The sequence below is a fragment of the Streptomyces flaveolus genome (assembly GCF_000716535.1).
Lineage (GTDB): Bacteria > Actinomycetota > Actinomycetes > Streptomycetales > Streptomycetaceae > Streptomyces > Streptomyces flaveolus_A.
Genome location: NZ_JNWV01000033.1, coordinates 102,465 through 123,727 on the forward strand (window position 1 = coordinate 102,465; position 21,263 = coordinate 123,727).

A 21,263-nucleotide genomic window follows, 5' to 3' on the forward strand; every position below is an offset into this window, starting at 1 on the left:
GTCTTAGTCGTCTGCGTCCTGACCGCCGGGCGCGTCGGGCGCGTCCGGGTCGAACGACGGGACTCCCTCCTGGGTCTCGGCCTCGATCGCCTCCGCCTCCGGGAGGAAGGGCGCGAGCTCCGGAAGCTCGTCCAGGCCACGCAGGCCCATCCGCTCCAGGAAGTAGTTCGTCGTCCTGTACAGGATCGCACCTGTTTCGGGTTCCGTGCCCGCCTCCTCGACCAGACCGCGTTGGAGGAGGGTGCGCATCACGCCGTCGCAGTTGACTCCGCGTACGGCGGAGACCCGGCTGCGGCTGACCGGCTGGCGGTAGGCGACGACCGCCAGGGTCTCCAGCGCGGCCTGGGTGAGGCGGGCGGTCTGGCCGTCCAGGACCAGCCGTTCGACGGCGGGCGCGTAGGCGGCGCGGGTGTAGAAGCGCCAGCCGCCCGCGACGAACCGCAGCTCGAAGCCGCGGCCCTGCACGGTGTACTCGTCGGCCAGCTCGCGCAGGGCGTCCGCGACCTGCCGCCTGGGCCGCTCCAGGATCTTCGCCAGATGCTCCTCGGTCGCGGGCTCGTCCACGACCATGAGCATCGCCTCCAGGGCGGGCTTGAGGTCGAGGTCGGCGACGGCCGGCGGCCCGGCCGGGACCTCGGCGGTCTGCTCACTCACGGCTTCTTCTCCTCCTTGGGCGGCTCGGGCGGCCGGTCGAACTCGTCCGTGACCAAGGGCGCCCCGTCCGCGTCCCCGCCGGTCCAGCGCACGGTCAGCTCCCCGAGCGCGGCCTCCTGCTCCAGGGCGACGGCCTTCTCCCGGTACAGCTCCAGCAGGGCGAGGAACCGCGCCACGACGGTGAGCGTGTCGTCGGTGTCCTCGATCAGCGCCCGGAAGCTGGCCTCGCCCAGCTCGCGCAGCCGGGCGACCACGATGCCGGCCTGCTCCTGCACGCTGACCAGCGGGGCGTGGATGTGGTCGACGTAGACCTGCGGCTTGGGCTTGGGCTGCATGGCCTTGACCGCCAGCTCGGCGAAGCCCTCGGGGCCGATGCTGATGACGACCTCGGGCAGCAGCTCGGCGTGCTGCGGTTCCAGGCCGACGGTACGGGGGTGGCGCCGGGCCTCGTCGTCGAGCCGCCGGTCGAAGATGTCGGCGATCTGCTTGTAGGCGCGGTACTGGAGCAGCCGGGCGAACAGCAGGTCCCGGGCCTCCAGCAGGGCGAGGTCGGCCTCGTCCTCCACCTCGGCGGCGGGCAGCAGCCGGGCGGCCTTGAGGTCGAGCAGCGTGGCCGCGACCACCAGGAACTCCGTGGTCTGGTCCAGGTCCCAGTCGGGTCCCATGGCCCGGATGTGCGCCATGAACTCGTCGGTGACCTTGGACAGGGCGACCTCGGTGACGTCCAGCTTGTGCTTGGAGATGAGCTGGAGGAGCAGGTCGAAGGGGCCCTCGAAGTTGGCGAGGCGAACCTTGAAGACGCCGTCGGCAGCGGGCTCCGCTTCAGCGGGCTTCGATTCGACGGGCTCGGGCGTCTCCGGCTCGGCGAGCTCCGGCTCGGCCCCGGACAGCTCCGGCTCAGGCAGCTCGGACTCCGGCAGCTCCAGCTCGGTGGGCTCGAACCCAGCGGGCTCCAGCTCGGTTCCGGACAGCTCCGGCTCAGGCAGCTCGGCCCCGGACAGCTCCGGCTCAGGCAGCGCGGATTCCGGCAGCTCCGGCTCGGCAGGCTCGGACCCAGCGGGCTCCGGCTCGGGCTCAGGCAACTCCGGCTCGGGCAGCTGCGGCTCGGGAGCCTCCGCGGGTACGGCGGCGGGCTCGTCCGGTGTCGCTCCCGGTCCTCGCCCCAGCGCACGCCGACGGCCGGCGGATGCGCCGGGGGCAGGGGCTTCGTTCGAGGTCATGGCCCCCGCAGGCTACCGCTAGCGCCCGCGCAGCCGTCGTACGAGGATGCTCGCGTCCCCGCGGGACTCCAGGTCGGCCAGGACCACGGCCACGGCCTCGCGGACGATCCGCCCGCGGTCCACCGCGAGCCCGTGCTCGCCGCGGAGCACCAGCCGCGCGTGCTCCAGATCCATCAGCTCCTCGGCGGAGACGTACACGGTGATCTTCTCGTCGTGCCGCTCGCGCCCGCTGGGCCGCCGGGCCGCCGACCGTCCGCGCTTGCGGGGCTGCGCGGCGGCAGAACCTTCCTGCGCCGCCTGCCGCCGGGCCGGCCGGGTACGGGACTCGCCGGCCTCGGCCGACTCGGCCTCCGCCGCCACGTGCTCGGCGCCCTCACCGTCGCCGCTCCGGACGGGCACCGACTGCGGTGCGTCCTCGGCGGCGGCCGCCTCGTCGCTCTCCCCCGCGGGAGCCGGCACCCGGGCCTCGCCGTTGGCCGCGCGGCGGGGCGTGGACGGCTGGAGCGCCATCCCCCCGGTCGTGCGGAACAGTTCGTCGGCCCCGGGCAGACTCACTCGGCGTGACACCGGGCGAGCACCTCCCTGGCGAGCTGGCGGTAGGCGGCGGCACCGACGGAGTTGGAGGCGTACGTGGTGATCGGCTCACCGGCGACCGTGGTCTCCGGGAAGCGGACCGTGCGGCCGATGACCGTGTGGTAGACGTGGTCGTCGAAGGCCTCGACCACGCGGGCCAGCACCTCGCGGCTGTGCACCGTGCGCGAGTCGTACATCGTGGCGAGGATGCCGTCGAGCTCCAGCTCCGGGTTGAGCCGTTCCTGGACCTTCTCGATGGTCTCGGTCAGCAGGGCCACACCGCGCAGGGCGAAGAACTCGCACTCCAGCGGCACGATCACCTTGTGCGCGGCCGTCAGCGCGTTGACGGTGAGCAGGCCGAGCGAGGGCTGACAGTCGATCACGATGTAGTCGTAGTCGGGCAGCAGCGGCTTCAGGGCCCGCTGGAGTGTCGACTCGCGCGCGACCTCGGAGACCAGCTGGACCTCGGCGGCCGACAGGTCGATGTTGGACGGCAGCAGGTCCATGTTGGGGACCGCCGTCTTCAGCAGGACCTCGTCCGCGGACATGCCCCGCTCCATGAGCAGGTTGTAGACGGTGAGGTCCAGCTCCATCGGGTTGACGCCGAGACCGACCGACAGCGCGCCCTGCGGGTCGAAGTCCACAAGCAGCACGCGCCGGCCGTACTCCGCGAGCGCGGCACCCAGGTTGATGGTCGACGTCGTCTTGCCGACGCCGCCCTTCTGGTTGCACATCGCGATGATCGTCGCGGGGCCGTGGTCGGTCAGCGGGCCCGGGATCGGGAAGTACGGCAGCGGGCGTCCGGTCGGGCCGATGCGCTCACGGCGCTGGCGGGCCGCGTCGGGCGCGAGCGTGGCCGCGTACTCGGGATCGGGCTCGTACTCGGCGTCGGGGTCGTAGAAGTGCCCCTCGGGCAGTTCGTCGTAGTCGGCGAAGTGGTTGTGGGGCGCGCCACTTCCGTCGCCGGCCATGGCGTTCACGTGATGGCCATCCATGCTCTGGTGTGCTGTCCCGGCCGCCTGCGGACCGGAACTCTGGTGGGCTGCGAAGGTGCGCACAGCTACGGAGCCGACAGCCTCGAATCCCGCGGGGCCCTGGCCCCGTGCAGGCATTCCTGGTTGACCACCCCCGGGAGAAAATGTCGACTCATTCACAAGTCGTCTTACCTCCTTGGTGACCAGGAAACTTCTAGACAAGGTCAGCGTGGCACCATGCCGACGGTTGGCGACTCTATGGCGTGTCGGCGGTCCGCAGCAACACAATCCGCCGGACCCGGCAGGATGTGTCGGCAATGAAACATCTCGCTGTCAAGGGCGTACGGCCGTCGCACAGCAGGTTTCACCGGTGTGCGAATCGGTCGAAGGGTTACGTTCGAGGCGAGTTGACCGAGAGCCGCAAAGTGACCATACACACACCCGGCCGGACCTTGTCGGGCAAGGTCCGGCCGGGTGCGCGCTGTTGACGAGCCGTGTTGACGAATCGCCTTTTGGGTCAGCCGAGAAGGCTCTCCAGCTCGACGTGGTCCAGGCCGTGGGCCTCGGCGACCTCCTTGTAAACGACCTTGCCGTCATGGGTGTTGAGACCCTTGGCAAGCGCGGGGTCGCGGCGCAGCGCCTCCACCCAGCCGTTGTTGGCCACGGAGACGATGTACGGCAGCGTCGCGTTGGTGAGGGCGTTGGTGGAGGTGTTGGGCACCGCGCCCGGCATGTTCGCGACGCAGTAGAAGACCGAGTTGTGGACCCGGAAGGTCGGCTCGGCGTGCGTGGTGGGACGGGAGTCCTCGAAGCAGCCGCCCTGGTCGATCGCGATGTCGACAAGGACACTTCCCGGCTTCATGCGGGACACCATCTCGTTGGTGACCAGCTTCGGGGCCTTGGCGCCCGGAATGAGGACCGCGCCGATGACGAGGTCGGCGTCGAGGACGGCCTTCTCCAGCTCGAAGGCGTTGGACATGATCGCCTTGACCTTCGTGCCGAAGATCCGGTCCGCCTCGCGCAGCTTGTTGATGTCACGGTCGAGCAGGGTCACCTCGAAGCCCATGCCGATGGCGACCTGGGTGGCGTTCCAGCCGGAGACACCGCCGCCGATGACCACGGCCTTGGCCGGGGTCACGCCCGGGACGCCGCCCGGCAGCACGCCGCGGCCGCCGGCCGCGCGCATCAGGTGGTAGGCGCCGACCTGCGGGGCCAGCCGGCCCGCGACCTCGGACATCGGGGCGAGCAGCGGCAGGGCGCGGTTCGGCAGCTCGACGGTCTCGTAGGCGATGGCCGTGGTGCCGGACTCGATCAGCGCGTCCGTGCACTCCTTGGAGGCGGCCAGGTGCAGGTAGGTGAAGAGGATCTGGTCCTTGCGCAGGCGGTGGTACTCCTCGGCGATGGGCTCCTTGACCTTCAGCAGCAGGTCGGCGGCGGCCCACACCTCGTCGGCCGTGTCGAGGATGGCGGCACCGGCCGAGACGTACTCCTCGTCCGTGATGGAGGAGCCGAGGCCGGCGCCCCGCTCGACGACGACCTGGTGGCCGTTGCGCACCAGCTCGTGCACACCGGCGGGGGTGATGGCCACCCGGAACTCGTTGTTCTTGACCTCGCGGGGGATGCCGACCTTCACGTCGATCACGGTCCTTGGCTCAGAGGGTATGGGGGTGCAATAGAGACGTACCCAGACATGCGGGGGCATACCGGGAGACACCGCAGGAGAACGAGCGGCAGAGCCAGTCTAATGAAGGCGTTCCGGCTGTCTAGCCTTTCATTGCATCAATCTCCACTGGACGCACTACGGATTTCGCAGGCGTTAGCGTCTTGTTCCGGCCTTGCGTCCTCTTCCGGTGGCTCCTCACCCAGCATGCGCTCCGCCGCAGCACGGTGCAGGCGGGCCGACGCGGGGTCGCCGAGCCGGTCCAGGGTGTCGGCGAGGCGCAGCTGGAGCGCGGCCTGCAACCGCGCGTCCTCGGCGCGCCGCGCCCACTCCACGGCCTCCTGGCAGGTGCGCAGCGACTCCTCGGGCCGCCCCGCGTACTCCTGCACCCGGGCGATCTCGCTCAACGCCCGCGCGCTGGCGGCGACATCGCCGCTCCTGCGGTAGCCGGCCAGGGCGGCCCGCCAGTTCCGCAGCGCCTCCCCGTAACGGCCGGCGTAGGTGTGGGCGGTGCCGATACGGCCGTACAGCCGGGCCGCCTCCGGGTGCTCCCCCCGCGCCAGCCGCTCGGCCAGCGCCCGGCCGAACCAGTCGGCGGCCCGGTCGTGGTCCCCCAGCTCCTGGTACGCGCCGCCTACGGATTCCATCGCGCGGCCGGTCGCGTACGGGTCGTTCGCCTCGCGTCCGGCGTCCAGGGCGGCCCGGTAGCGGGCCAGTGCCTCCAGGCTCCGGCCGGTCTGCGCGTCCAGATCGCCCAGGTTCAGCAGGGCCGCGGCCTTCTCCCGGGGCAGCCCCCGCCGCTCGGCGACGTCCAGCACGAGCCCGTGCAGCCCGTACAGGTCGGGTGCGGCGGCCTGCGTGCCGACATGCGCGGCCAGGGCCCTGACCAGCTGGGACATCAGCCGGCGGGCGAGGGTGTCCAGCTCGCCGTCGGCCACCGCGAGGCGCGCGGACGCCAGCAGGGCGGGCCGCCGGATGCGCAGCCAGTCGGCGGCGGCCCGCGGGGTCGGGAAGCGCAGCGCGGGGGGCAGGCCGCTCAGCTTCTCCCGGGCCTGCGGGCTGTCGGTCTCGGTGATCGCCCGGCAGGACTGCAGCAGCCGTACCGTCCGCTCCAGCATCCGGGCCCGGGCGAGCTGCAGCTCGGCGGGCCGCTCCTGGGTCTCGGCCAGGGCGCGCAGCAGCGGGTGCAGACAGCCGGGGACCTCGTACTGGGGCAGCGGGGAGTCCAGCGCCCGCAGCAGGCCGAGGGCGACCAGGTCGTCGAGGGTGGCGCGGGCGGCGTCGACAGAGCAGCCGGCGAGCGCGGAGGCGGTGTGCGGGTCGGCCAGTCCGGCCGGGGCGAGGCAGAGCAGTCGCAGTACGCGGGCGGCCGGGCCGGGCAGCTGGTCGTACACGAGCCGGAAGACGCGGGACAGCGGGGTGCCGTCCGCACCGCCGTCGGCGTGCAGCCGCTTGGCGAGGTCGGAGACGGCGGCCTGGGGGCGGGCGGCGAGCCAGCCGCCGGCCAGCACCAGCGCGGCCGGATGGCCCTGGCAGGCCTCGACCAGGCTCTCCGCGGAGCGCGGGTCGACGGTGACGCGGACGGAGCCGGCGTAGCCGGTGAGCAGTTCCACCGCGGACTTGGTGTCGAGGCCGCCGAGCGTGCACGGGCGGACGTCCGCGATGCCGGTGAGCGGGCCCCCGGAGACGGCCACCACCAGGCAGTCCGGGGCGTCCGGGAGCAGCGCGTCGACCTGCTCGGCGCCGGCCGCGTCGTCCAGCAGGAGCAGCATCCGCCGCCCGGCCAGGGCGGCGCGCAGGGCCGCGGCCAGGTCGTCCTCGGCGGCTCCGGCGGGGGCGGGCAGCTCCAGGGCGGCGAGCAGGTCGCGGGCGGCCTGCTCGACGGGCACCGGCGTGCCGCCGGGTTCGCTGAGCCGGGCCCGCAGCACTCCGTCGGGGTAGCGGCCGGCGACCTGCCGGACGAGTTGCTCGGCGAGGCGGGTCCGGCCGGAGCCGGGGCGGCCGGCGATGAGGAGCACGCGCGCGCGGGGGGCCTTGCGGCCGGAGAGGGTGTCCAGTCCGGCGCGCTCGATGTCGGCGCGCAGCTCCTTCAACTCCCGTGCACGGCCCAGGAATCGGTCCTCCCTGGCCGGGTGCGCGGTCCGCTCCGCACCGTCTGGGTCCACCGCCTGATCCGTCACGGGCCACACTCCCGTCCCACCGCACGCGCAAGCCCGCCGGTGTCTTCCGATGCGGGCGTTGAAGAGCCTAGTTCACGCTCTGCGACGTTCCGGGAAGAGCGCGGCGGAGGGATCGCCCGATCGGATCAGGCGATCGTCACACCGGTGGGCCGGACGGGTGCGGTCGGGTCCCGGACGGGCCGGGTCAGCTCTCGAAGGGGCGCGCGGGCCAGGGCGCGTCGGCGGGACGCAGCGCGTCCAGACCGTCCCCGCCCCGGGCGGCGACCAGGGAGAGCACGCCGACCACGAGGCAGTTGTTGTGCAGGTCCCCGGCCAGGACGCGGCGCACCAGTTCCTCGACCGGGACACGCGCGTGCTGCATGTCGGTCTCCTCGTGCTCCGCCGCGAAGCGCTCGCCCTCGGCCTCGGACAGGCCCCGGGCCAGGAAGATCCGTACGGCCTCGTCGCAGCCGCCCGGGGTGGTGTAGACGTCGGTCAGCACCCTCCAGTCCTCGGCCTTGACGTGCGCCTCCTCGTACAGCTCCCGCTGCGCCGCGTGCAGCGGGTTCTCGCCGGGCACGTCCAGCAGCCCGGCCGGGATCTCCCACAGCTTCTGCCGCACCGGGTGCCGGTACTGGTTGATCAGCAGCACCCGGTCCTCCTCGTCCAGGGCGAGGACGGCCACGGAGCCGGGGTGGACCTGGTAGTCACGGCGGGCCACCGATCCGTCGGGCATGACCACGTCGTCCGTGCGGACGGAGGTCTTGTTGCCCACGAAGGGGGTGTCCGTGGCCCGGATCTCCCACTCCTCGGGGGTGTCCTTGATCGTCATGCCCTGTCCTTCCACGCGCTTTTTGCGAAAACTCCGGCCGACGAAGAAAGCCGGGGCGCTCACCTGTGAAGGTTCGCACCCCGGCCACCGTACAACTGGTGTGTTACTTCGAGTTCTTCCGCTCGACCGCGGCCTTCACCAGGCCGGCGAAGAGCGGGTTCGCGCGGGTCGGCCGCGAGCGCAGCTCGGGGTGCGCCTGCGTGGCGACCAGGTACGGGTGGACGTCGCGCGGGTACTCCACGTACTCCACGAGCTTGCCGTCGGGGGAGGTGCCGGAGAAGACGATGCCGGCCTTCTTCTCCAGTTCCGCGCGGTAGGCGTTGTTGACCTCGTAGCGGTGCCGGTGACGCTCCTCGACGTACTCCTTGCCGTCGTAGACCTCGCGGACGATGGAGCCCTCGGCGAGCTTGGCCGGGTACATGCCGAGCCGCATCGTGCCGCCCATGTCGCCCTCACCGGCGACGATGTCCAGCTGCTCGGCCATGGTGGAGATCACCGGGTGGGCGGTGGCCGGGTCGAACTCGGTGGAGTTGGCGTCCGGGATGTCGGCCAGGTTGCGGGCGGCCTCGATCACGATGCACTGCAGGCCCAGGCACAGGCCGAGCAGCGGGATCTTGTTCTCGCGGGCGTAGCGGATCGCGCCGACCTTGCCGAGCACACCACGGTCGCCGAAGCCGCCGGGGATGCAGACGCCGTCCACGTCCGCGAGCTGGGCCTTGGCGCCGGCCGGGGTCTTGCAGTCGTCGGAGGTGACCCACTTGATCTTCACACGGGCCTTGTTGGCGAAGCCGCCCGCGCGCAGCGCCTCGGTGACCGACAGGTAGGCGTCGGGCAGGTCGATGTACTTGCCGACCAGCGCCAGGGTGACCTCGTGGTCGGGGTTGTGGACGCGGTCGAGCAGGTCGTCCCAGGTCGTCCAGTCCACGTCCCGGAAGGGCAGGTCGAGCTTGCGGACCACGTAGGCGTCCAGGCCCTCGGCGTGCACGACCTTGGGGATGTCGTAGATCGAGCGGGCGTCCGGGCAGGCGACGACGGCGGCCTCGTCGACGTCGCACATCAGGGAGATCTTCCGCTTGATCGCGGTCGGCACCTCCCGGTCGCAGCGCAGCACGATCGCGTCCGGCTGGATACCGATGTTCCTGAGCGCGGCCACCGAGTGCTGGGTCGGCTTGGTCTTCAGCTCACCGGACGGGCCGATGTAGGGCAGCAGCGAGATGTGCACGACGAAGACGTTGTCCCGGCCGACCTCGTGGCGGACCTGGCGGACGGTCTCCAGGAACGGCAGCGACTCGATGTCGCCGACCGTGCCGCCGACCTCGGTGATGACCACGTCGACCTCGTCGGTGGCCATGCGCCGGATGCGGTGCTTGATCTCGTTGGTGATGTGCGGGATGACCTGCACCGTGTCGCCCAGGTACTCGCCGCGGCGCTCCTTGGCGATCACGGTGGAGTAGACCTGGCCGGTGGTGACGTTGGCGGTGCCGTCCAGGTCGCGGTCGAGGAACCGCTCGTAGTGGCCGATGTCCAGGTCGGTCTCGGCACCGTCGTTGGTGACGAACACCTCACCGTGCTGGAAGGGGTTCATCGTGCCCGGGTCGACGTTCAGGTACGGGTCCAGCTTCTGCATCACGACACGCAGGCCCCGCGCCTTGAGCAGCATGCCCAGGCTGGAGGCGGTCAGACCCTTGCCGAGCGAGGAGGCGACACCCCCGGTCACGAAGATGTGCTTGGTCGTCGTGGTTTTGGGCGGCATGGCCAAGAGGGGGCTCCCGTGGTCGCGGTCTGGGGGTGCGATCCGGCGACCCTCCCGAGTGTTTCCGGGGGTGCCGTCGCTGCGGTTCGGGGGTTTTTCTCCCACCGGTCCACGGGCTACCAGCGTATCAGCGCCTGGGCGAGATGGCTCCCGGCCACTCTTCGCACTCGCCCGGGCACAGCGCGCCGCCGCAGGTGTCACTCGTGTCACTCAGGTCATACTGCGGACACACCGTTCTCACCCGGTGCTCACTCGTTCGGCCCACACAGGTTGCCCGGAGCGGCACGCAGATCATCTACGTGCGACGTATCCTGCTCGGACATTGGCTGCCGAGCCCGGCCGGAACGACGGCACACCCCCGCCAACATCACCCGGAACAACGAGAGCGCGGCAGTTCGTTGAGCAAAGACTGTCGTGTTGCCTCAGGGCTCGGCGGGCTGCTTTGCTTCACCGCTCAACGACGCTTAACAACGATCCCTTGACCGCACTAGCGACAGCCCCCTGCGCGGGGGTGTGACGTGGCCGTTCGACTGGAGTTGCACGTGGCCGGGCGCATCGAAGACTACGCACTCATCGGAGACATGCAGACCGCGGCGCTGGTCTGCCGGGATGGCACGGTGGACTGGCTGTGCCTGCCCCGCTTCGACTCGCATGCCATCTTCGCCGGCCTGCTGGGCACCGAGGAGCACGGTTTCTGGCGGCTCGGACCGGCACACGCGGCCGACGCCAAGCCGCCCACGGCCGCCCGGCGCAGCTACCGCGGCGACTCCCTGATCCTGGAATCGGAGTGGGACACCCCGCGCGGCACGGTCCGTGTGACCGATTTCATGCCCCCGCGTGACGGCGCCCCGCAGCTCATCCGGATCGTGGAGGGCGTCACCGGCCGGGTGCCGATGCGCTCGGCCCTGCGGATGCGGTTCTCCTACGGCCGGGTGGTGCCGTGGGTGCACAAGAACGAGGGGCGCACGGTCGCCGTCGCCGGACCGGACTCGGTGTGGTTCGACACCGAGGCCGAGACCTACGGCAAGGCGCTCACCACGTACGCGGACTTCACCGTCGCCCCGGGCGACCGGATCGCCTTCACCATCTCCTGGCAGCCCTCGCACAAGCAGCCGCCGCCGCTGCCGGAGCCGGAGACCTCGCTGGAGGCGACGGAGGACTTCTGGCGCGAGTGGGTCGAGCACTGTACGTACCACGGGCCGTACCGCGAGGCGGTGATCCGCTCGCTGATCACCCTGAAGGCGCTGACGTACGCCCCCACGGGCGGCATCGTCGCGGCCCCGACGACCTCCCTGCCCGAGGACATCGGCGGTGTGCGCAACTGGGACTACCGCTACACCTGGCTGCGGGACGCGGCGATCACCCTGTCCTCGCTGCTGCGCACGGGCTACCGCGAGGAGGCCCGCGCCTGGCGCGAGTGGCTGCTGCGCGCGGTCGCCGGCGACCCGGAGAACCTGCAGATCATGTACGGCATCGCCGGTGAGCGCGAGCTGGGCGAGGCGGAGCTGGACTGGCTGCCCGGCTACGAGTGCTCGGCCCCGGTCCGGGTCGGCAACGGCGCCGCGCACCAGCTCCAGCTCGACGTGTACGGCGAGGTCACCGAGGCCCTGCACCTGGGCCACATGACCGGGCTCGCCCGCAACGACTACGCCTCCCTGCTCCAGCTGAAGCTGATCCGGTACCTGGAGGACCACTGGCAGGAGCCGGACGAGGGCATCTGGGAGGTGCGCGGCCCGCGCCGGCACTTCGTGCACTCCAAGGTGATGGCCTGGGTCGCCGTCGACCGCACGATCAAGCTGATCGAGTCCGGCGACGCGGACGGCCCGCTGGAGCGCTGGAAGGAACTGCGCGACGACATCCACCGGGACGTGTGCGAGAAGGGTTACGACAAGGAGCGCAACACCTTCACCCAGTCGTACGGCTCGCAGGAGCTGGACGCCTCGCTGCTGCTCATCCCGCAGATGGGCTTCCTGCCGCCGGACGACAAGCGGGTGATCGGCACGATCGAGGCGATCCAGCGCGAGCTGTCCACCTCGGACGGGTTCATCCTGCGCTACCCGACGGAGGGCGACCGCGCGGGCGTCGACGGCCTGCCGGGCGACGAGGGCGCGTTCCTGGCCTGCTCGTTCTGGATGGCTGACGACCTGGCGATGATCGGCCGGGTGGACGAGGCCCGCAAGCTGTTCGAGAAGCTCCTCGCGCTGCGCAACGACCTCGGTCTGCTCGCCGAGGAGTGGGACCCGCGCCTGAAGCGCCAGGTGGGCAACTTCCCGCAGGCGTTCAGCCACGTCCCGCTGATCGACACGGCCCTGCGGCTGACCGCGTCGGGCGCGTACGGCGGCTAGACGCTCCGCCAGGGGCGCCGTGCGGGCTCTCCGTCCGGCGGCGGGTCCGCCGGGGCTCGTCGCGCAGTTCCCCGCGCCCCTTCGGGGGCGCCGTCCGCCTACGCTGGAACCGGACAGATGCCCCTTTCCGGAAGGGGGCGGCCATGGCTTCCCTCTCGAAGGCGGGTGCGGCCCTCGCCGCGCTGCGCGAGGATCTGGTCGGCGATGTGCTCGCCCCCGGGGACCTGGGCTACGAGGAGGCCCGCGCGGTCTTCAACGCGATGGTCGACCGGCGGCCCGCGGTGATCGCGCAGTGCGCGGACGCGACCGACGTGGTGCGGGCCGTGCGCTTCGGCAGGGAGCTGGACCTGCACATCGCGGTGCGCGGCGGCGGTCACGGCGTGGCCGGTACGGCGCTGGGCGACGGCGCGCTCGTGGTGGACCTGCGCCGGATGCACCGGGTGACCGTCGACCCGGCGGCCGAGGCGGTCCGCATCGAGGGCGGCGCCACGATGAGCCACCTGGACCGCGCCACCCAGCCGTACGGTCTGGCGACCACCGGCGGGCGGGCCTCCACCACCGGCGTCGGCGGCTTCGTCCTCGGCGGCGGCACCGGCTGGCTGGACCGCGCCTTCGGCCTCGCCGTCGACAACCTCATCGCCGTGGAGCTGGTGACCGCCGACGCCGAGCGGGTGCACGCGAGCGCCGACGAGAACCCCGAGCTGTTCTGGGCGCTGCACGGCGGGGGCGGCAACTTCGGCGTCGCCACCGCGCTCACCCTGCGGCTGCACGAGCTGCCGGAGTTCTCGATCGTCCTGCTGCTGTTCCTGCCGGACGTCGGACCGGACGTGCTCCGCACCTTCCGCGAGATCATCCGCACCGGTCCGGACGAGGTGGGCGGCGCGGCGCTGTACCTCACCGGCCCGCCCGAGGAGTTCACACCGCCGGAGCTGGTGGGCACACCGCTGTGCGCGGCCCTGCTGACCTATGCCGGCGGCGAGGACGAACTGCGCAAGCTCGCCGAGCCGCTGCTCGCGCTGCCGCACGAGGTGGAGCTGGCCGGTGACATGCCGTACGCCGATGTGCAGTCCATGCTCGACCGGCCGGCGGGGCTGCGGAACCACTGGTCGGCGGAGTACCTGACCGGGCTGCCGGACGAGGCCGTGGACGTCTTCTGCGCCCGCGCGGACGGCATGCCGGTGCCGACCCCCACCCAGCACCTGCTGTTCCCGCAGGGCGGGGCCGTCGCGGCCGGTCCGCACGAGTACCCGGTGCCCTACCGGGACGCCCCCTGGGCGGCGCACCCGCTCGCGATCTGGCCGGACCCGGCCGACGACGAGCGGGCGATCGGCTGGGTGCGGGACGTGCGCGCCGGCCTGCGGCGGTGGAGCACGGGGGCGGTGTACCTCAACTTCATCGGCGACGAGGGCCCCGAGCGGGTCCGCGCGGGGCTGGGCGCCGGGAACACCCTGCGGCTGGCGAAGGTGAAGCGGCGCTACGACCCCGACAACGTCTTCCGCTTCAACCACAACATCCGCCCGGTCTAGGCGGCGGCCGTTCGCCGGGAGCTGTCCTGAGGGCGTTGTCGCAGGTAGCGTCGCCGCATGGACAGCCGTACGGACCACCGATCCGACACCCAGGGCGCCGGGATCACCGTGCAGCGGGCGCTGGAACTGCCCGGACTGCGCAGCGGACTGCCGGAGGTGCTGGCGGGCGCCGACCGGCTCGGCCGCACCGTGCGCTGGGTGCACGCGGGCGAGGTCCCGAACATCGCCTCGCTGCTCAAGGGCGGCGAGCTGCTGCTGACGACCGGCTACGGCCTCGGCACCCGGCCGGCCGAGCAGCGGGCGTTCGTGCGCACCCTCGCCGAGCGCGGGATCGCCGCCCTGGTGGTGGAGCTGGGCCCGCGCTTCGCCCGGCTGCCCGCCGCCCTGGTGGACACGGCCCGGGCGGCCGGGCTGCCGCTGGTCCAGCTCCACCGCGAGGTGCCGTTCGTGACGGTGACCGAGGAGATCCACACCGAGATCGTCAACGGCCACTACGCGCTGCTCCAGCGCGCGGAGGAGGTGCACCGGCGCTGCACCGAGGCCCTGCTTGGCGGCGGCGGGGTGCCGCAGGTGCTGGACATCCTGGCCGGCTTCGGCGGCAACCCGGTGTTCCTGGAGACCGCCGACGGCCGGCTGCTGTACGCCGCCGGCGCCGGGCCGGAGGGCGCGGACCCGCTCCAGGTGTGGGAAGGGCTGCGCGGCCCGCACAAGGAGGCCCCGCCGCCCGCCGGGTCGGTGCTGGTGGACGTGCCCGGCGGCGGGCCCGGGGCCGCCGGTGCCGTGCGCGCCCGCCTGGTGCTGCTGCCGGTCCGCTCCCCGCTGGCCCCGGTGCACCGGATCGCCGCCGAGCGGGCCGCGGGCATCCTGGCCGTGGTGCTGATGCAGGCCCGGCAGGAGGAGGAGCTGGCGGCGCGCGGACGCGGTGACTTCCTCACCGACCTCGCCGAGGGCCGCATCGCGGCGGAGGACGCCCCGGCGCAGGCCCGGGTGCTCGGCTTCAAGCCCGGCGACAGCCCGCTGCTGCCCGTGGTGATGCGGATCGGGGACAGCCTCTCCCCCGGCGGGGGCTGGGCGGTGCTGGCCCTCGCGGTCTCCGAGGAGCTGGCCGCGGTGGGGGTGCCGGTGCTGCTCGGGGTGCGGCCGGTGGAGGGCCGTGTGCTGGTGCTGCTGGGGCTGCGCTCGGAGTCGGAGCGGGCGGCGGTCGCGGACCGGGTGGCGGCGGCGCTGCGGGCGGGGGTGGAACGGGCCGGGATGCGCCGGCCGGGCTCGCCGCCGCCGGTCGTGGTCGTCGGGGTGGCGGGCGGCTGGGCGGCGGCCTCGGCGGGGCTCAGGCACGCGGCGGAGACCGCGACGGCGGCCCAGGGCCTGACCGACCGGCCCTGGTACGACGCCCGGCGCCTCGACATCGACCTGTTGCTGTGGCGGCTGCGCGACCACCCGGACCTGGCGGCCTTCGTGGACCGGGCGATCGGCCCGCTGCGCGACCACGACCACCGCTCCAAGCCGCCGCTGCTGCCGACCCTGGAGACCTATCTGGCACACGCCGGCCGCAAGGCGGAGACGGCCCGCGAACTGCATCTGAACCGGCAGACGCTGTACAACCGGCTCGCCCGGATCGGGGAGTTGCTGGGCACCGACCTGGACGACCCGCAGACGGTACTGGCGTTGAGCCTGGCCCTGCGGGCACGCCGGCACGTGCCCTGAGGCCGCTCAGGCCAGTGGCCTCGGCTGCGTCAACTCGTCGTACACGCTGAGGACCTGGGCGACGGTCTCGTCCTCGGTCGGCCAGGTGGCGGCCTGCCGCGTCCCGCGCTCGCGCAGCACCGCGCAGCGCTCCGGGTCCGCGAGGAGCCGTACGACCGTGTCGGCGAGGGCTTCCGGATCGCCGTACGGGACGAGTTCGGCCGCGTCGCCGACGAGGTCCGGGATGCCGCCGACCCGGGTGGCGACGAGCGGCACACGTGCGTGCAGCGCCTCCTGGGCGAGGACGGACCGCGACTCCCAACTGCTGGTCAGCAGGGCCAGATCGGCGGCGGCGAGCAGCTCGGGCACGTCCTCGCGGTGCCCGATGAGCCGCACCGGCAGCTCCTCGTCCTCGATCCGCCGTTGCAGCACCGGCCGCAGCGGACCCTCCCCCGCGACGACCACCAGCGGCACCGGGTCGAGGTCGCGCCAGGCACGGGCCGCGTCGAGCAGGACGTCGTAGCCGCGGTGCCGGTCGAGGGAGCCGACCGCGATGAGCAACGGGCGTCCGGTGGCGCCGAGTTCGGCCCGGGTCTTGGGCCGCAGCCGGTCGGGGTCGTCACGGTCGAGCGGGTCGAGGGCGTCGAGGCCGTCGAGGTCGAGGGGGTCGGCGTCGAGGAGACCGCCCGGGCGGCGCCGGCCCGGCAGGCTGACGGCCGCGAGCCGGGCGTCGCGCGCGCCGGTCCGCCGGGCCCGGTCGACCAGGTCGGGGCTGGTGCCGAGGACCACGGCCGCCGTCCTCATCACGCGCCGCTCCAGCAGCCGCAGCATGTGAGCCCGCGCGCCCTCGGCGTGGGCCCGGTTGTGCCAGGTGACCACCAGCGGGGTGGTGCGTCCGCTGAGCGCGAGCACGGTCCGGAAGGAGGCGTGCAGGCCGTGCGCGTGCACCAGGTCGGCGTTCGCACAGGCCGTCCGGAGCGCGGCCACGGAGACGGGGTCGCTGCTGCGCGGCACGTGCACGTGCTCGGCGCCGACCCCGATGAAGTCGTAGGCGTGATCGGCCTCAACGGGGGCGCACACGGTGACCCGCACGCCCCTCGCCACCAGCCCCTCGGCCAGCGAGCGCACGTGCGCGCTGCTGCCGGCGTTGCCTCCGCCGAGCACCTGCACGGTGCGCAGCGGCGACTGGCCGTGCGGTGCGTTGCTGCTCAGGGGGCTCACGGGGCCGGGGCTCCTGGTTCACGGGGAGGGGCACGGGTTCACGTGGGGTGGTCACGAGGAAACGTACAGAAGGTAGCGGGCTCAGGGGGGCGGAAGGACGCACCCCGCGCGCCTCCCGGGCGGACCGTCCGTACCCGCTGCCCGCCCCGCGTTCCCTGCCAAGCATGCCAGGACGTACGGCCGTTCAGGGACATCCGGGAGGGCGCATCGTGCGGCGGGCCGGGGCAATGCGCCGGAGCACATCACCCACACGGGTGAAGGAACGCCTGCCGTGGCCGAACGGTGTACGAGGGCATACGACGAGGTCAGCCGCTCAAAGGGCCCGCGCCCAGGCGCTGACCCGGTCCCCGTGGCGGGCCGCGGCCACCAGAGCGACGGCGTGCGCGAGGAGCCCCGCGCGCCGATTTCCCGCCACCACGGCCGCCCCCAGTGCGGCACCGAGGGCGTGCGCCCCCGTGTCCCCGAGCATCACGCGCTCGCCGAGGTCGCCGGGCAGCACTGCCGCGGCGGCGCCCATCGCCCCGGCGGCCAGCCGGGCCCCCGGTCCCTCCCCCACGAGCCCCGGCGCCCCGAGCACGAGCACCGCGCCGGCGGCCCGCCCCGGCCGCACGTCGAGGAGGTTGACCAGGTGGGCCGTCCCGGCGATCACGACCCTGCCGAGCAGCTTGTCGAGCGGACGCTCCTTCATCAGCGCCCCCGCCACCAGCCCGGCGGCCGATATCCCGAACAACTTCACGGCACCACTGGTGACCTCACCGTCCCGCAGGGCCCTCAGATGCGCCCGGAATCCCCGCCGGTGATCCCCGGCGACATCGTCGTACGCCCCACAGGCCCCGGCGGCCAGCACCGCGAACCCGGCCGCGGGACGCACCCGCCCCGCGGCGACCGCCGCCCCCAGCACCGCGGCGGGCCCGGCGTACAGCCCCACGACCCGCCCGGCGTGGTTCGTCCGCTCCCAGCGCTCACGCCCGCCGGGGGCGGCCAACCGCAGCCCGGCACACGCCGCACGCGCCAGCAGCACGGCCGACCCGAAGGCACCCTTCCTGTGCGCACATACGATCACCGCATCACCCTAAGGGCGTGCTACGCACCCCTCCCGGGACCGGGGCGAACGCCTGGCCCGGCGCCCGCCCCGGTGCGCGCGGTGCTACAGGTCAGCCCTGGCCGTCGCCAGGAGTTCCTCCGCGTGGGCGCGGGCCGTTTCGGAGTCCTCCTGGCCCGCCAGCATGCGGGACAGCTCGCGGACGCGCTCCTCGCCCTCCAGGACCTTCACACCGGAGCGGGTGACGGAGCCGTCGTTGGTCTTCTCCACCAGCAGCTGGCGGTCGGCGAACGCGGCGACCTGGGGCAGGTGGGTGACCACGACGACCTGCGCGGTCTTGGCGAGCTTCGCCAGCCGCCGGCCGATCTCGACCGCCGCCTTGCCGCCGACACCCGCGTCGACCTCGTCGAAGAGGTACGTCGGCACCGGGTCGGTGCCCGCGAACACCACCTCCACGGCCAGCATCACCCGGGACAGCTCACCGCCGGACGCGCCCTTGGCGATGGGCCGCGGCGGGGCGCCCGGGTGCGGGGCGAGCAGCAGCTCGACCTCGTCCACGCCCGAGGGGCCGTAGGCGACCGTCCGCCCGCCGACCTCGACGCCGTCCGGGTCCTCGGTCTGCCGGATGTCGAAGGACACGCGCGCGTGGGGCATCGCCAGCGAGGCCAGCTCGGCGGTGACGGCGGCGGCGAACCGCTCGGCGGCCTCCGTCCGCGCGTCCGTCAGCGCCTGCGCGAGCCCGCCCAGCTCGGTGCGCAGCGCGTCCCGCTCGGCCGTCAGCTCCTCGATCCGCTCGTCGTCGCCGTCCAGCTCGGTGAGCCGCGCGGCGCTCCGCTCGGCCCAGGCCAGGACGCCGGCGACGTCGTCCCCGTACTTGCGGGTCAGGGCGTTCAGGGCGGCCCGGCGCTCCTCCACGGCGGCCAGCCGCAGCGGGTCGGCGTCGAGATCGTCGGCGTACCCCGCGAGCTCACCCGCCACGTCGCCCAGCAGGATGCCGATCTCCCCGATCCGGTCGGCGAGCGCGGCCAGCGCCGGGTCGTGCGACCGCACGGACTCCAGGGCCCGGTGCGCGCCCGCCACGAGGGTCGAGGCGTCGATGCCCTCGGGGTCCTCGGGATTGCCCGCGAGAGCGGCGTGCGCGGCCGTCGCGGCGGACGACAGCGCCTCGGCGTGCCCCAGCCGCTCGGCCTCCTCGGCCAGCTCCACGTCCTCGCCGGCCCGGGGCTCCACGGCGGCGATCTCGTCGAGGCCGTACCGCAGCATGTCGGCTTCCTGCGCCCGCTCACGCGCACGCGTGGTGATCTCCTCCAGCTCGGCGGAGACGGCCCGCAGCCGCTTGTACGCCTCGCCGTACTTGGCGAGCGGCACGGCGACGGCGTCGCCCGCGTACCGGTCGAGCGCCTGCCGCTGCCGGGACAGCTTCAGCAGCCCCTGCTGGTCGGTCTGCCCGTGCACGGCCACCAGGTCGTCGGCCAGCTCGGCGAGCAGCCCGACGGGCACGCTGCGCCCGCCCAGGTGCGCCCGGGAGCGGCCCTCGGCGGAAACGGTACGGCTGATGAGCAGCGCCCCGTCGTCCAGCTCCGCCCCGGCCTCCTCGGCGCGTACGACGGCCGCGGCGCCGGGGGGCACGGCGACCCGCCCCTCCACCACCGCCTTCTCGGCGCCGATCCGCACGAGCGCCGGGTCGGCCCGGCCGCCGAGCAGCAGCCCCAGGCTGGTGACCACCATGGTCTTGCCCGCACCCGTCTCACCGGTGACGGCGGTGAACCCCGGTGACAGCTCGACGACGGCATCGTCGATGACCCCGAGCGACCGTATCCGCATCTCCTCCAACACGGAACAGACCATACGAGGTCCGGGGCGGCGAGCGCACATGGCCCGCCCATGTCACTCCGAGGGGTGGTGGGGTGCTCCCCGCCATCCCGTGGTCGGCAACGCGAACTTCGCGACAAGCCGGTCGGTGAAGGACGAATGGTGCAGCCGGGCCAGCCGTACCGGCACAGCACCCCGCCGCACCTCGACCCGCGCCCCCGGCGGCAGCTCCACGGTCCGCCGCCCGTCGCACCAGAGGACCCCCGGCGGGATGTGCGGCAGCACCTCCACCGCCAGCACCGAGTCCGGCGAGGTGACCAGCGGCTTGGCGAACAGCGCGTGCGCACTGATCGGCACCATCAGCAGGGCCTCCACCTCCGGCCACACCACCGGCCCGCCGGCGGAGAAGGCGTACGCCGTGGACCCGGTCGGCGTGGACAGCACGACGCCGTCGCAGCCGAACCCGGTGACCGGGCGCCCGTCGATCTCCAGCACGACTTCCAGCAGCTTCTCGGCGCCGGCCTTCTGCACGGCCGCCTCGTTCAGCGCCCAGTCGGTGTGCACGATGTCGCCGTTGCGGTGCACGACGACGTCGACGGTCATCCGCTCCTCGACCTCGTACGACCGCGCCACCACCCGGTCCACGACCCGGTCGAGGTCGTCCCGCTCGGCCTCCGCGAGGAACCCGACGCGCCCGAGGTTGACGCCGAGCATCGGCACCCCGGAGGCCCGCGCGAACTCGGCGCCGCGCAGCAGCGTGCCGTCGCCACCCAGCACGATCAGCAGCTCGCACCCGTCCAGGCACTGCGGGGTCGCCTCCTTGACGAGGGCCACCTCGTCCGGGAGCGGCAGGTCACGCGCCTCCTCCTCCAGCACCCGCACCCCGATGCCATGCCGCAGCAGGCCCTTGACGACGAGTTCCGCGCTGCGGATCGCCGCGGGCCGCCCGGTGTGGGCGAGCAGGAAAACAGTACGCGCCAGGTTCTGTGTCAACGCGGCCCCTCCGCCACTGCACGGTCGACGTCGGCCGGGTCCACCTGGGGTGCCCCCGCCCGCAGCCAGAGAAAGTACTCGACGTTCCCCGAGGGGCCGGGCAGCGGGCTCGCGGTGACGCCTCGCACCCCGAGCCCCAGTTCCCACGCCTTCTCGGCCACTCCCCGCACGGCCTCCGCCCGCAGCTGCGGACTCCGTACGACACCCCCGCTGCCGAGCCGCTCCTTCCCCACCTCGAACTGCGGCTTGACCATCATCACCAGGTCGGCGTCCGGCGTCACGCACCGCTTCAGGGCGGGCAGCACCAGTCCGAGCGGGATGAAGGACAGATCGCCCACGACAAGATCCACAGGTTCCCCATCGATCGCCTCAAGCGTCAACTCGCGTACGTTCGTACGGTCCTTGACGGTGACGCGTTCATCCTGCTGGAGCGACCAGGCGAGTTGGCCGTAGCCGACGTCCACCGCGACGACGTGGGCGGCGCCCGCGCGCAGCAGGACGTCGGTGAAGCCACCGGTGGACGCGCCGGCGTCCAGGGCGCGCCGGCCCTCGACGACGAGCCCCTGCGGCACGAAGGCCGCCAGCGCGCCGGCGAGCTTGTGCCCGCCGCGGGAGACGTAGTCGGGATCGCTGTCGTCGGCCTGGACGACGATCGCCGCGGCGGTCTCCACCTGCGTGGCCGGCTTGGTCGCCACGGTCCTGCCGACGGTGACCCGCCCGGCGGCGATCAGCTGGCTGGCGTGCTCGCGCGAGCGGGCGAGCTTCCGGCGGACCAGCTCCGCGTCGAGACGGCGGCGTGCGACTCCTGCCACGTTC

General features: G+C 73.1%; 16 protein-coding genes. 3 read left to right on the forward strand and 13 right to left on the reverse strand.

Annotation, left to right across the window (positions count from 1 at the left end):
- Window positions 1-3 precede the first annotated feature (3 nt).
- The 8 genes from scpB to OO52_RS32475 form a co-directional block, all read right to left on the reverse strand.
- Window positions 4-654, reverse strand: coding sequence for an SMC-Scp complex subunit ScpB (scpB, locus tag OO52_RS32440; protein WP_030650225.1), 651 nt, complete (start codon window positions 652-654; stop codon window positions 4-6).
- Window positions 651-1,874: a segregation and condensation protein A gene (locus OO52_RS32445; RefSeq protein WP_037629934.1), complete on the reverse strand. Its 1,224-nt coding sequence runs from the start codon at window positions 1,872-1,874 to the stop codon at window positions 651-653. The genes scpB and OO52_RS32445 overlap by 4 nt, the downstream gene beginning before the upstream one ends.
- An 18-nt stretch (window positions 1,875-1,892) precedes the next feature.
- The gene (locus tag OO52_RS32450) at window positions 1,893-2,441 is read right to left on the reverse strand and encodes a hypothetical protein (protein ID WP_030650231.1); all 549 of its coding nucleotides are present in this window, start codon (window positions 2,439-2,441) and stop codon (window positions 1,893-1,895) included.
- The gene (locus OO52_RS32455) at window positions 2,426-3,559 is read right to left on the reverse strand and encodes a ParA family protein (protein ID WP_078629566.1); all 1,134 of its coding nucleotides are present in this window, start codon (window positions 3,557-3,559) and stop codon (window positions 2,426-2,428) included. The genes OO52_RS32450 and OO52_RS32455 overlap by 16 nt, the downstream gene beginning before the upstream one ends.
- 379 nt (window positions 3,560-3,938) lie before the next feature.
- Window positions 3,939-5,063 carry an alanine dehydrogenase gene (ald, locus tag OO52_RS32460; RefSeq protein WP_030650237.1) on the reverse strand — a complete coding sequence of 375 codons (1,125 nt, stop codon included), beginning with the start codon at window positions 5,061-5,063 and terminating at the stop codon, window positions 3,939-3,941.
- Between the two features lie 137 nt (window positions 5,064-5,200).
- Window positions 5,201-7,261, reverse strand: a complete 2,061-nt coding sequence (locus OO52_RS32465; RefSeq protein WP_030650240.1) for a tetratricopeptide repeat protein — start codon at window positions 7,259-7,261, stop codon at window positions 5,201-5,203.
- A 184-nt stretch (window positions 7,262-7,445) separates the two neighbouring features.
- Complete coding sequence (locus tag OO52_RS32470) at window positions 7,446-8,072, reverse strand: NUDIX domain-containing protein (RefSeq protein ID WP_030650243.1); 627 nt, start codon at window positions 8,070-8,072, stop codon at window positions 7,446-7,448.
- 103 nt (window positions 8,073-8,175) lie between these two features.
- Window positions 8,176-9,825, reverse strand: coding sequence for a CTP synthase (locus tag OO52_RS32475; protein WP_030650248.1), 1,650 nt, complete (start codon window positions 9,823-9,825; stop codon window positions 8,176-8,178).
- Window positions 9,826-10,367: 542 nt separating this feature from the next.
- Between OO52_RS32475 and OO52_RS32480 the strand changes: the two genes are divergently transcribed.
- The 3 genes from OO52_RS32480 to OO52_RS32490 all read left to right on the forward strand — a co-directional run bounded on the left by OO52_RS32480 (window position 10,368) and on the right by OO52_RS32490 (window position 15,400).
- The gene (locus tag OO52_RS32480; RefSeq protein ID WP_030650251.1) at window positions 10,368-12,170 is read left to right on the forward strand and encodes a glycoside hydrolase family 15 protein; all 1,803 of its coding nucleotides are present in this window, start codon (window positions 10,368-10,370) and stop codon (window positions 12,168-12,170) included.
- Window positions 12,171-12,313: 143 nt separating this feature from the next.
- Window positions 12,314-13,696, forward strand: a complete 1,383-nt coding sequence (locus OO52_RS32485; RefSeq protein WP_030650254.1) for an FAD-binding oxidoreductase — start codon at window positions 12,314-12,316, stop codon at window positions 13,694-13,696.
- A 57-nt stretch (window positions 13,697-13,753) separates the two neighbouring features.
- A complete protein-coding gene (locus OO52_RS32490; RefSeq protein ID WP_030650257.1) occupies window positions 13,754-15,400 on the forward strand; it encodes a PucR family transcriptional regulator in 1,647 nt (548 codons plus the stop codon).
- Window positions 15,401-15,406: 6 nt separating this feature from the next.
- Here OO52_RS32490 and OO52_RS32495 read toward each other — a convergent pair whose 3' ends face one another.
- From OO52_RS32495 to OO52_RS32515, 5 genes are all read right to left on the reverse strand, one after another.
- Complete coding sequence (locus OO52_RS32495; RefSeq protein WP_030650260.1) at window positions 15,407-16,600, reverse strand: glycosyltransferase family 4 protein; 1,194 nt, start codon at window positions 16,598-16,600, stop codon at window positions 15,407-15,409.
- A gap of 313 nt (window positions 16,601-16,913) precedes the next feature.
- The gene (locus OO52_RS32500) at window positions 16,914-17,663 is read right to left on the reverse strand and encodes a hypothetical protein (RefSeq protein ID WP_030650264.1); all 750 of its coding nucleotides are present in this window, start codon (window positions 17,661-17,663) and stop codon (window positions 16,914-16,916) included.
- Between the two features lie 84 nt (window positions 17,664-17,747).
- Window positions 17,748-19,490: a DNA repair protein RecN gene (recN, locus tag OO52_RS32505; protein ID WP_030650267.1), complete on the reverse strand. Its 1,743-nt coding sequence runs from the start codon at window positions 19,488-19,490 to the stop codon at window positions 17,748-17,750.
- 39 nt (window positions 19,491-19,529) lie between these two features.
- Window positions 19,530-20,447, reverse strand: coding sequence for an NAD kinase (locus OO52_RS32510; RefSeq protein ID WP_014671839.1), 918 nt, complete (start codon window positions 20,445-20,447; stop codon window positions 19,530-19,532).
- Window positions 20,444-21,259, reverse strand: a complete 816-nt coding sequence (locus tag OO52_RS32515; protein ID WP_030650271.1) for a TlyA family RNA methyltransferase — start codon at window positions 21,257-21,259, stop codon at window positions 20,444-20,446. Before OO52_RS32515 ends, OO52_RS32510 begins: the two co-directional genes overlap by 4 nt.
- Window positions 21,260-21,263 lie beyond the last annotated feature (4 nt).

Bases quoted from the DNA above. Each gene is read 5' to 3' on its own strand.
- OO52_RS32445 (WP_037629934.1), bottom strand. From the start codon at position 1,874: ATGACCTCGAACGAAGCCCCTGCCCCCGGCGCATCCGCCGGCCGTCGG.
- OO52_RS32455 (WP_078629566.1), bottom strand. From the start codon at position 3,559: ATGCCTGCACGGGGCCAGGGCCCCGCGGGATTCGAGGCTGTCGGCTCC.
- OO52_RS32470 (WP_030650243.1), bottom strand. From the start codon at position 8,072: ATGACGATCAAGGACACCCCCGAGGAGTGGGAGATCCGGGCCACGGAC.
- OO52_RS32475 (WP_030650248.1), bottom strand. From the start codon at position 9,825: ATGCCGCCCAAAACCACGACGACCAAGCACATCTTCGTGACCGGGGGT.
- OO52_RS32485 (WP_030650254.1), top strand. From the start codon at position 12,314: ATGGCTTCCCTCTCGAAGGCGGGTGCGGCCCTCGCCGCGCTGCGCGAG.
- OO52_RS32490 (WP_030650257.1), top strand. From the start codon at position 13,754: ATGGACAGCCGTACGGACCACCGATCCGACACCCAGGGCGCCGGGATC.
- recN (WP_030650267.1), bottom strand. From the start codon at position 19,490: ATGGTCTGTTCCGTGTTGGAGGAGATGCGGATACGGTCGCTCGGGGTC.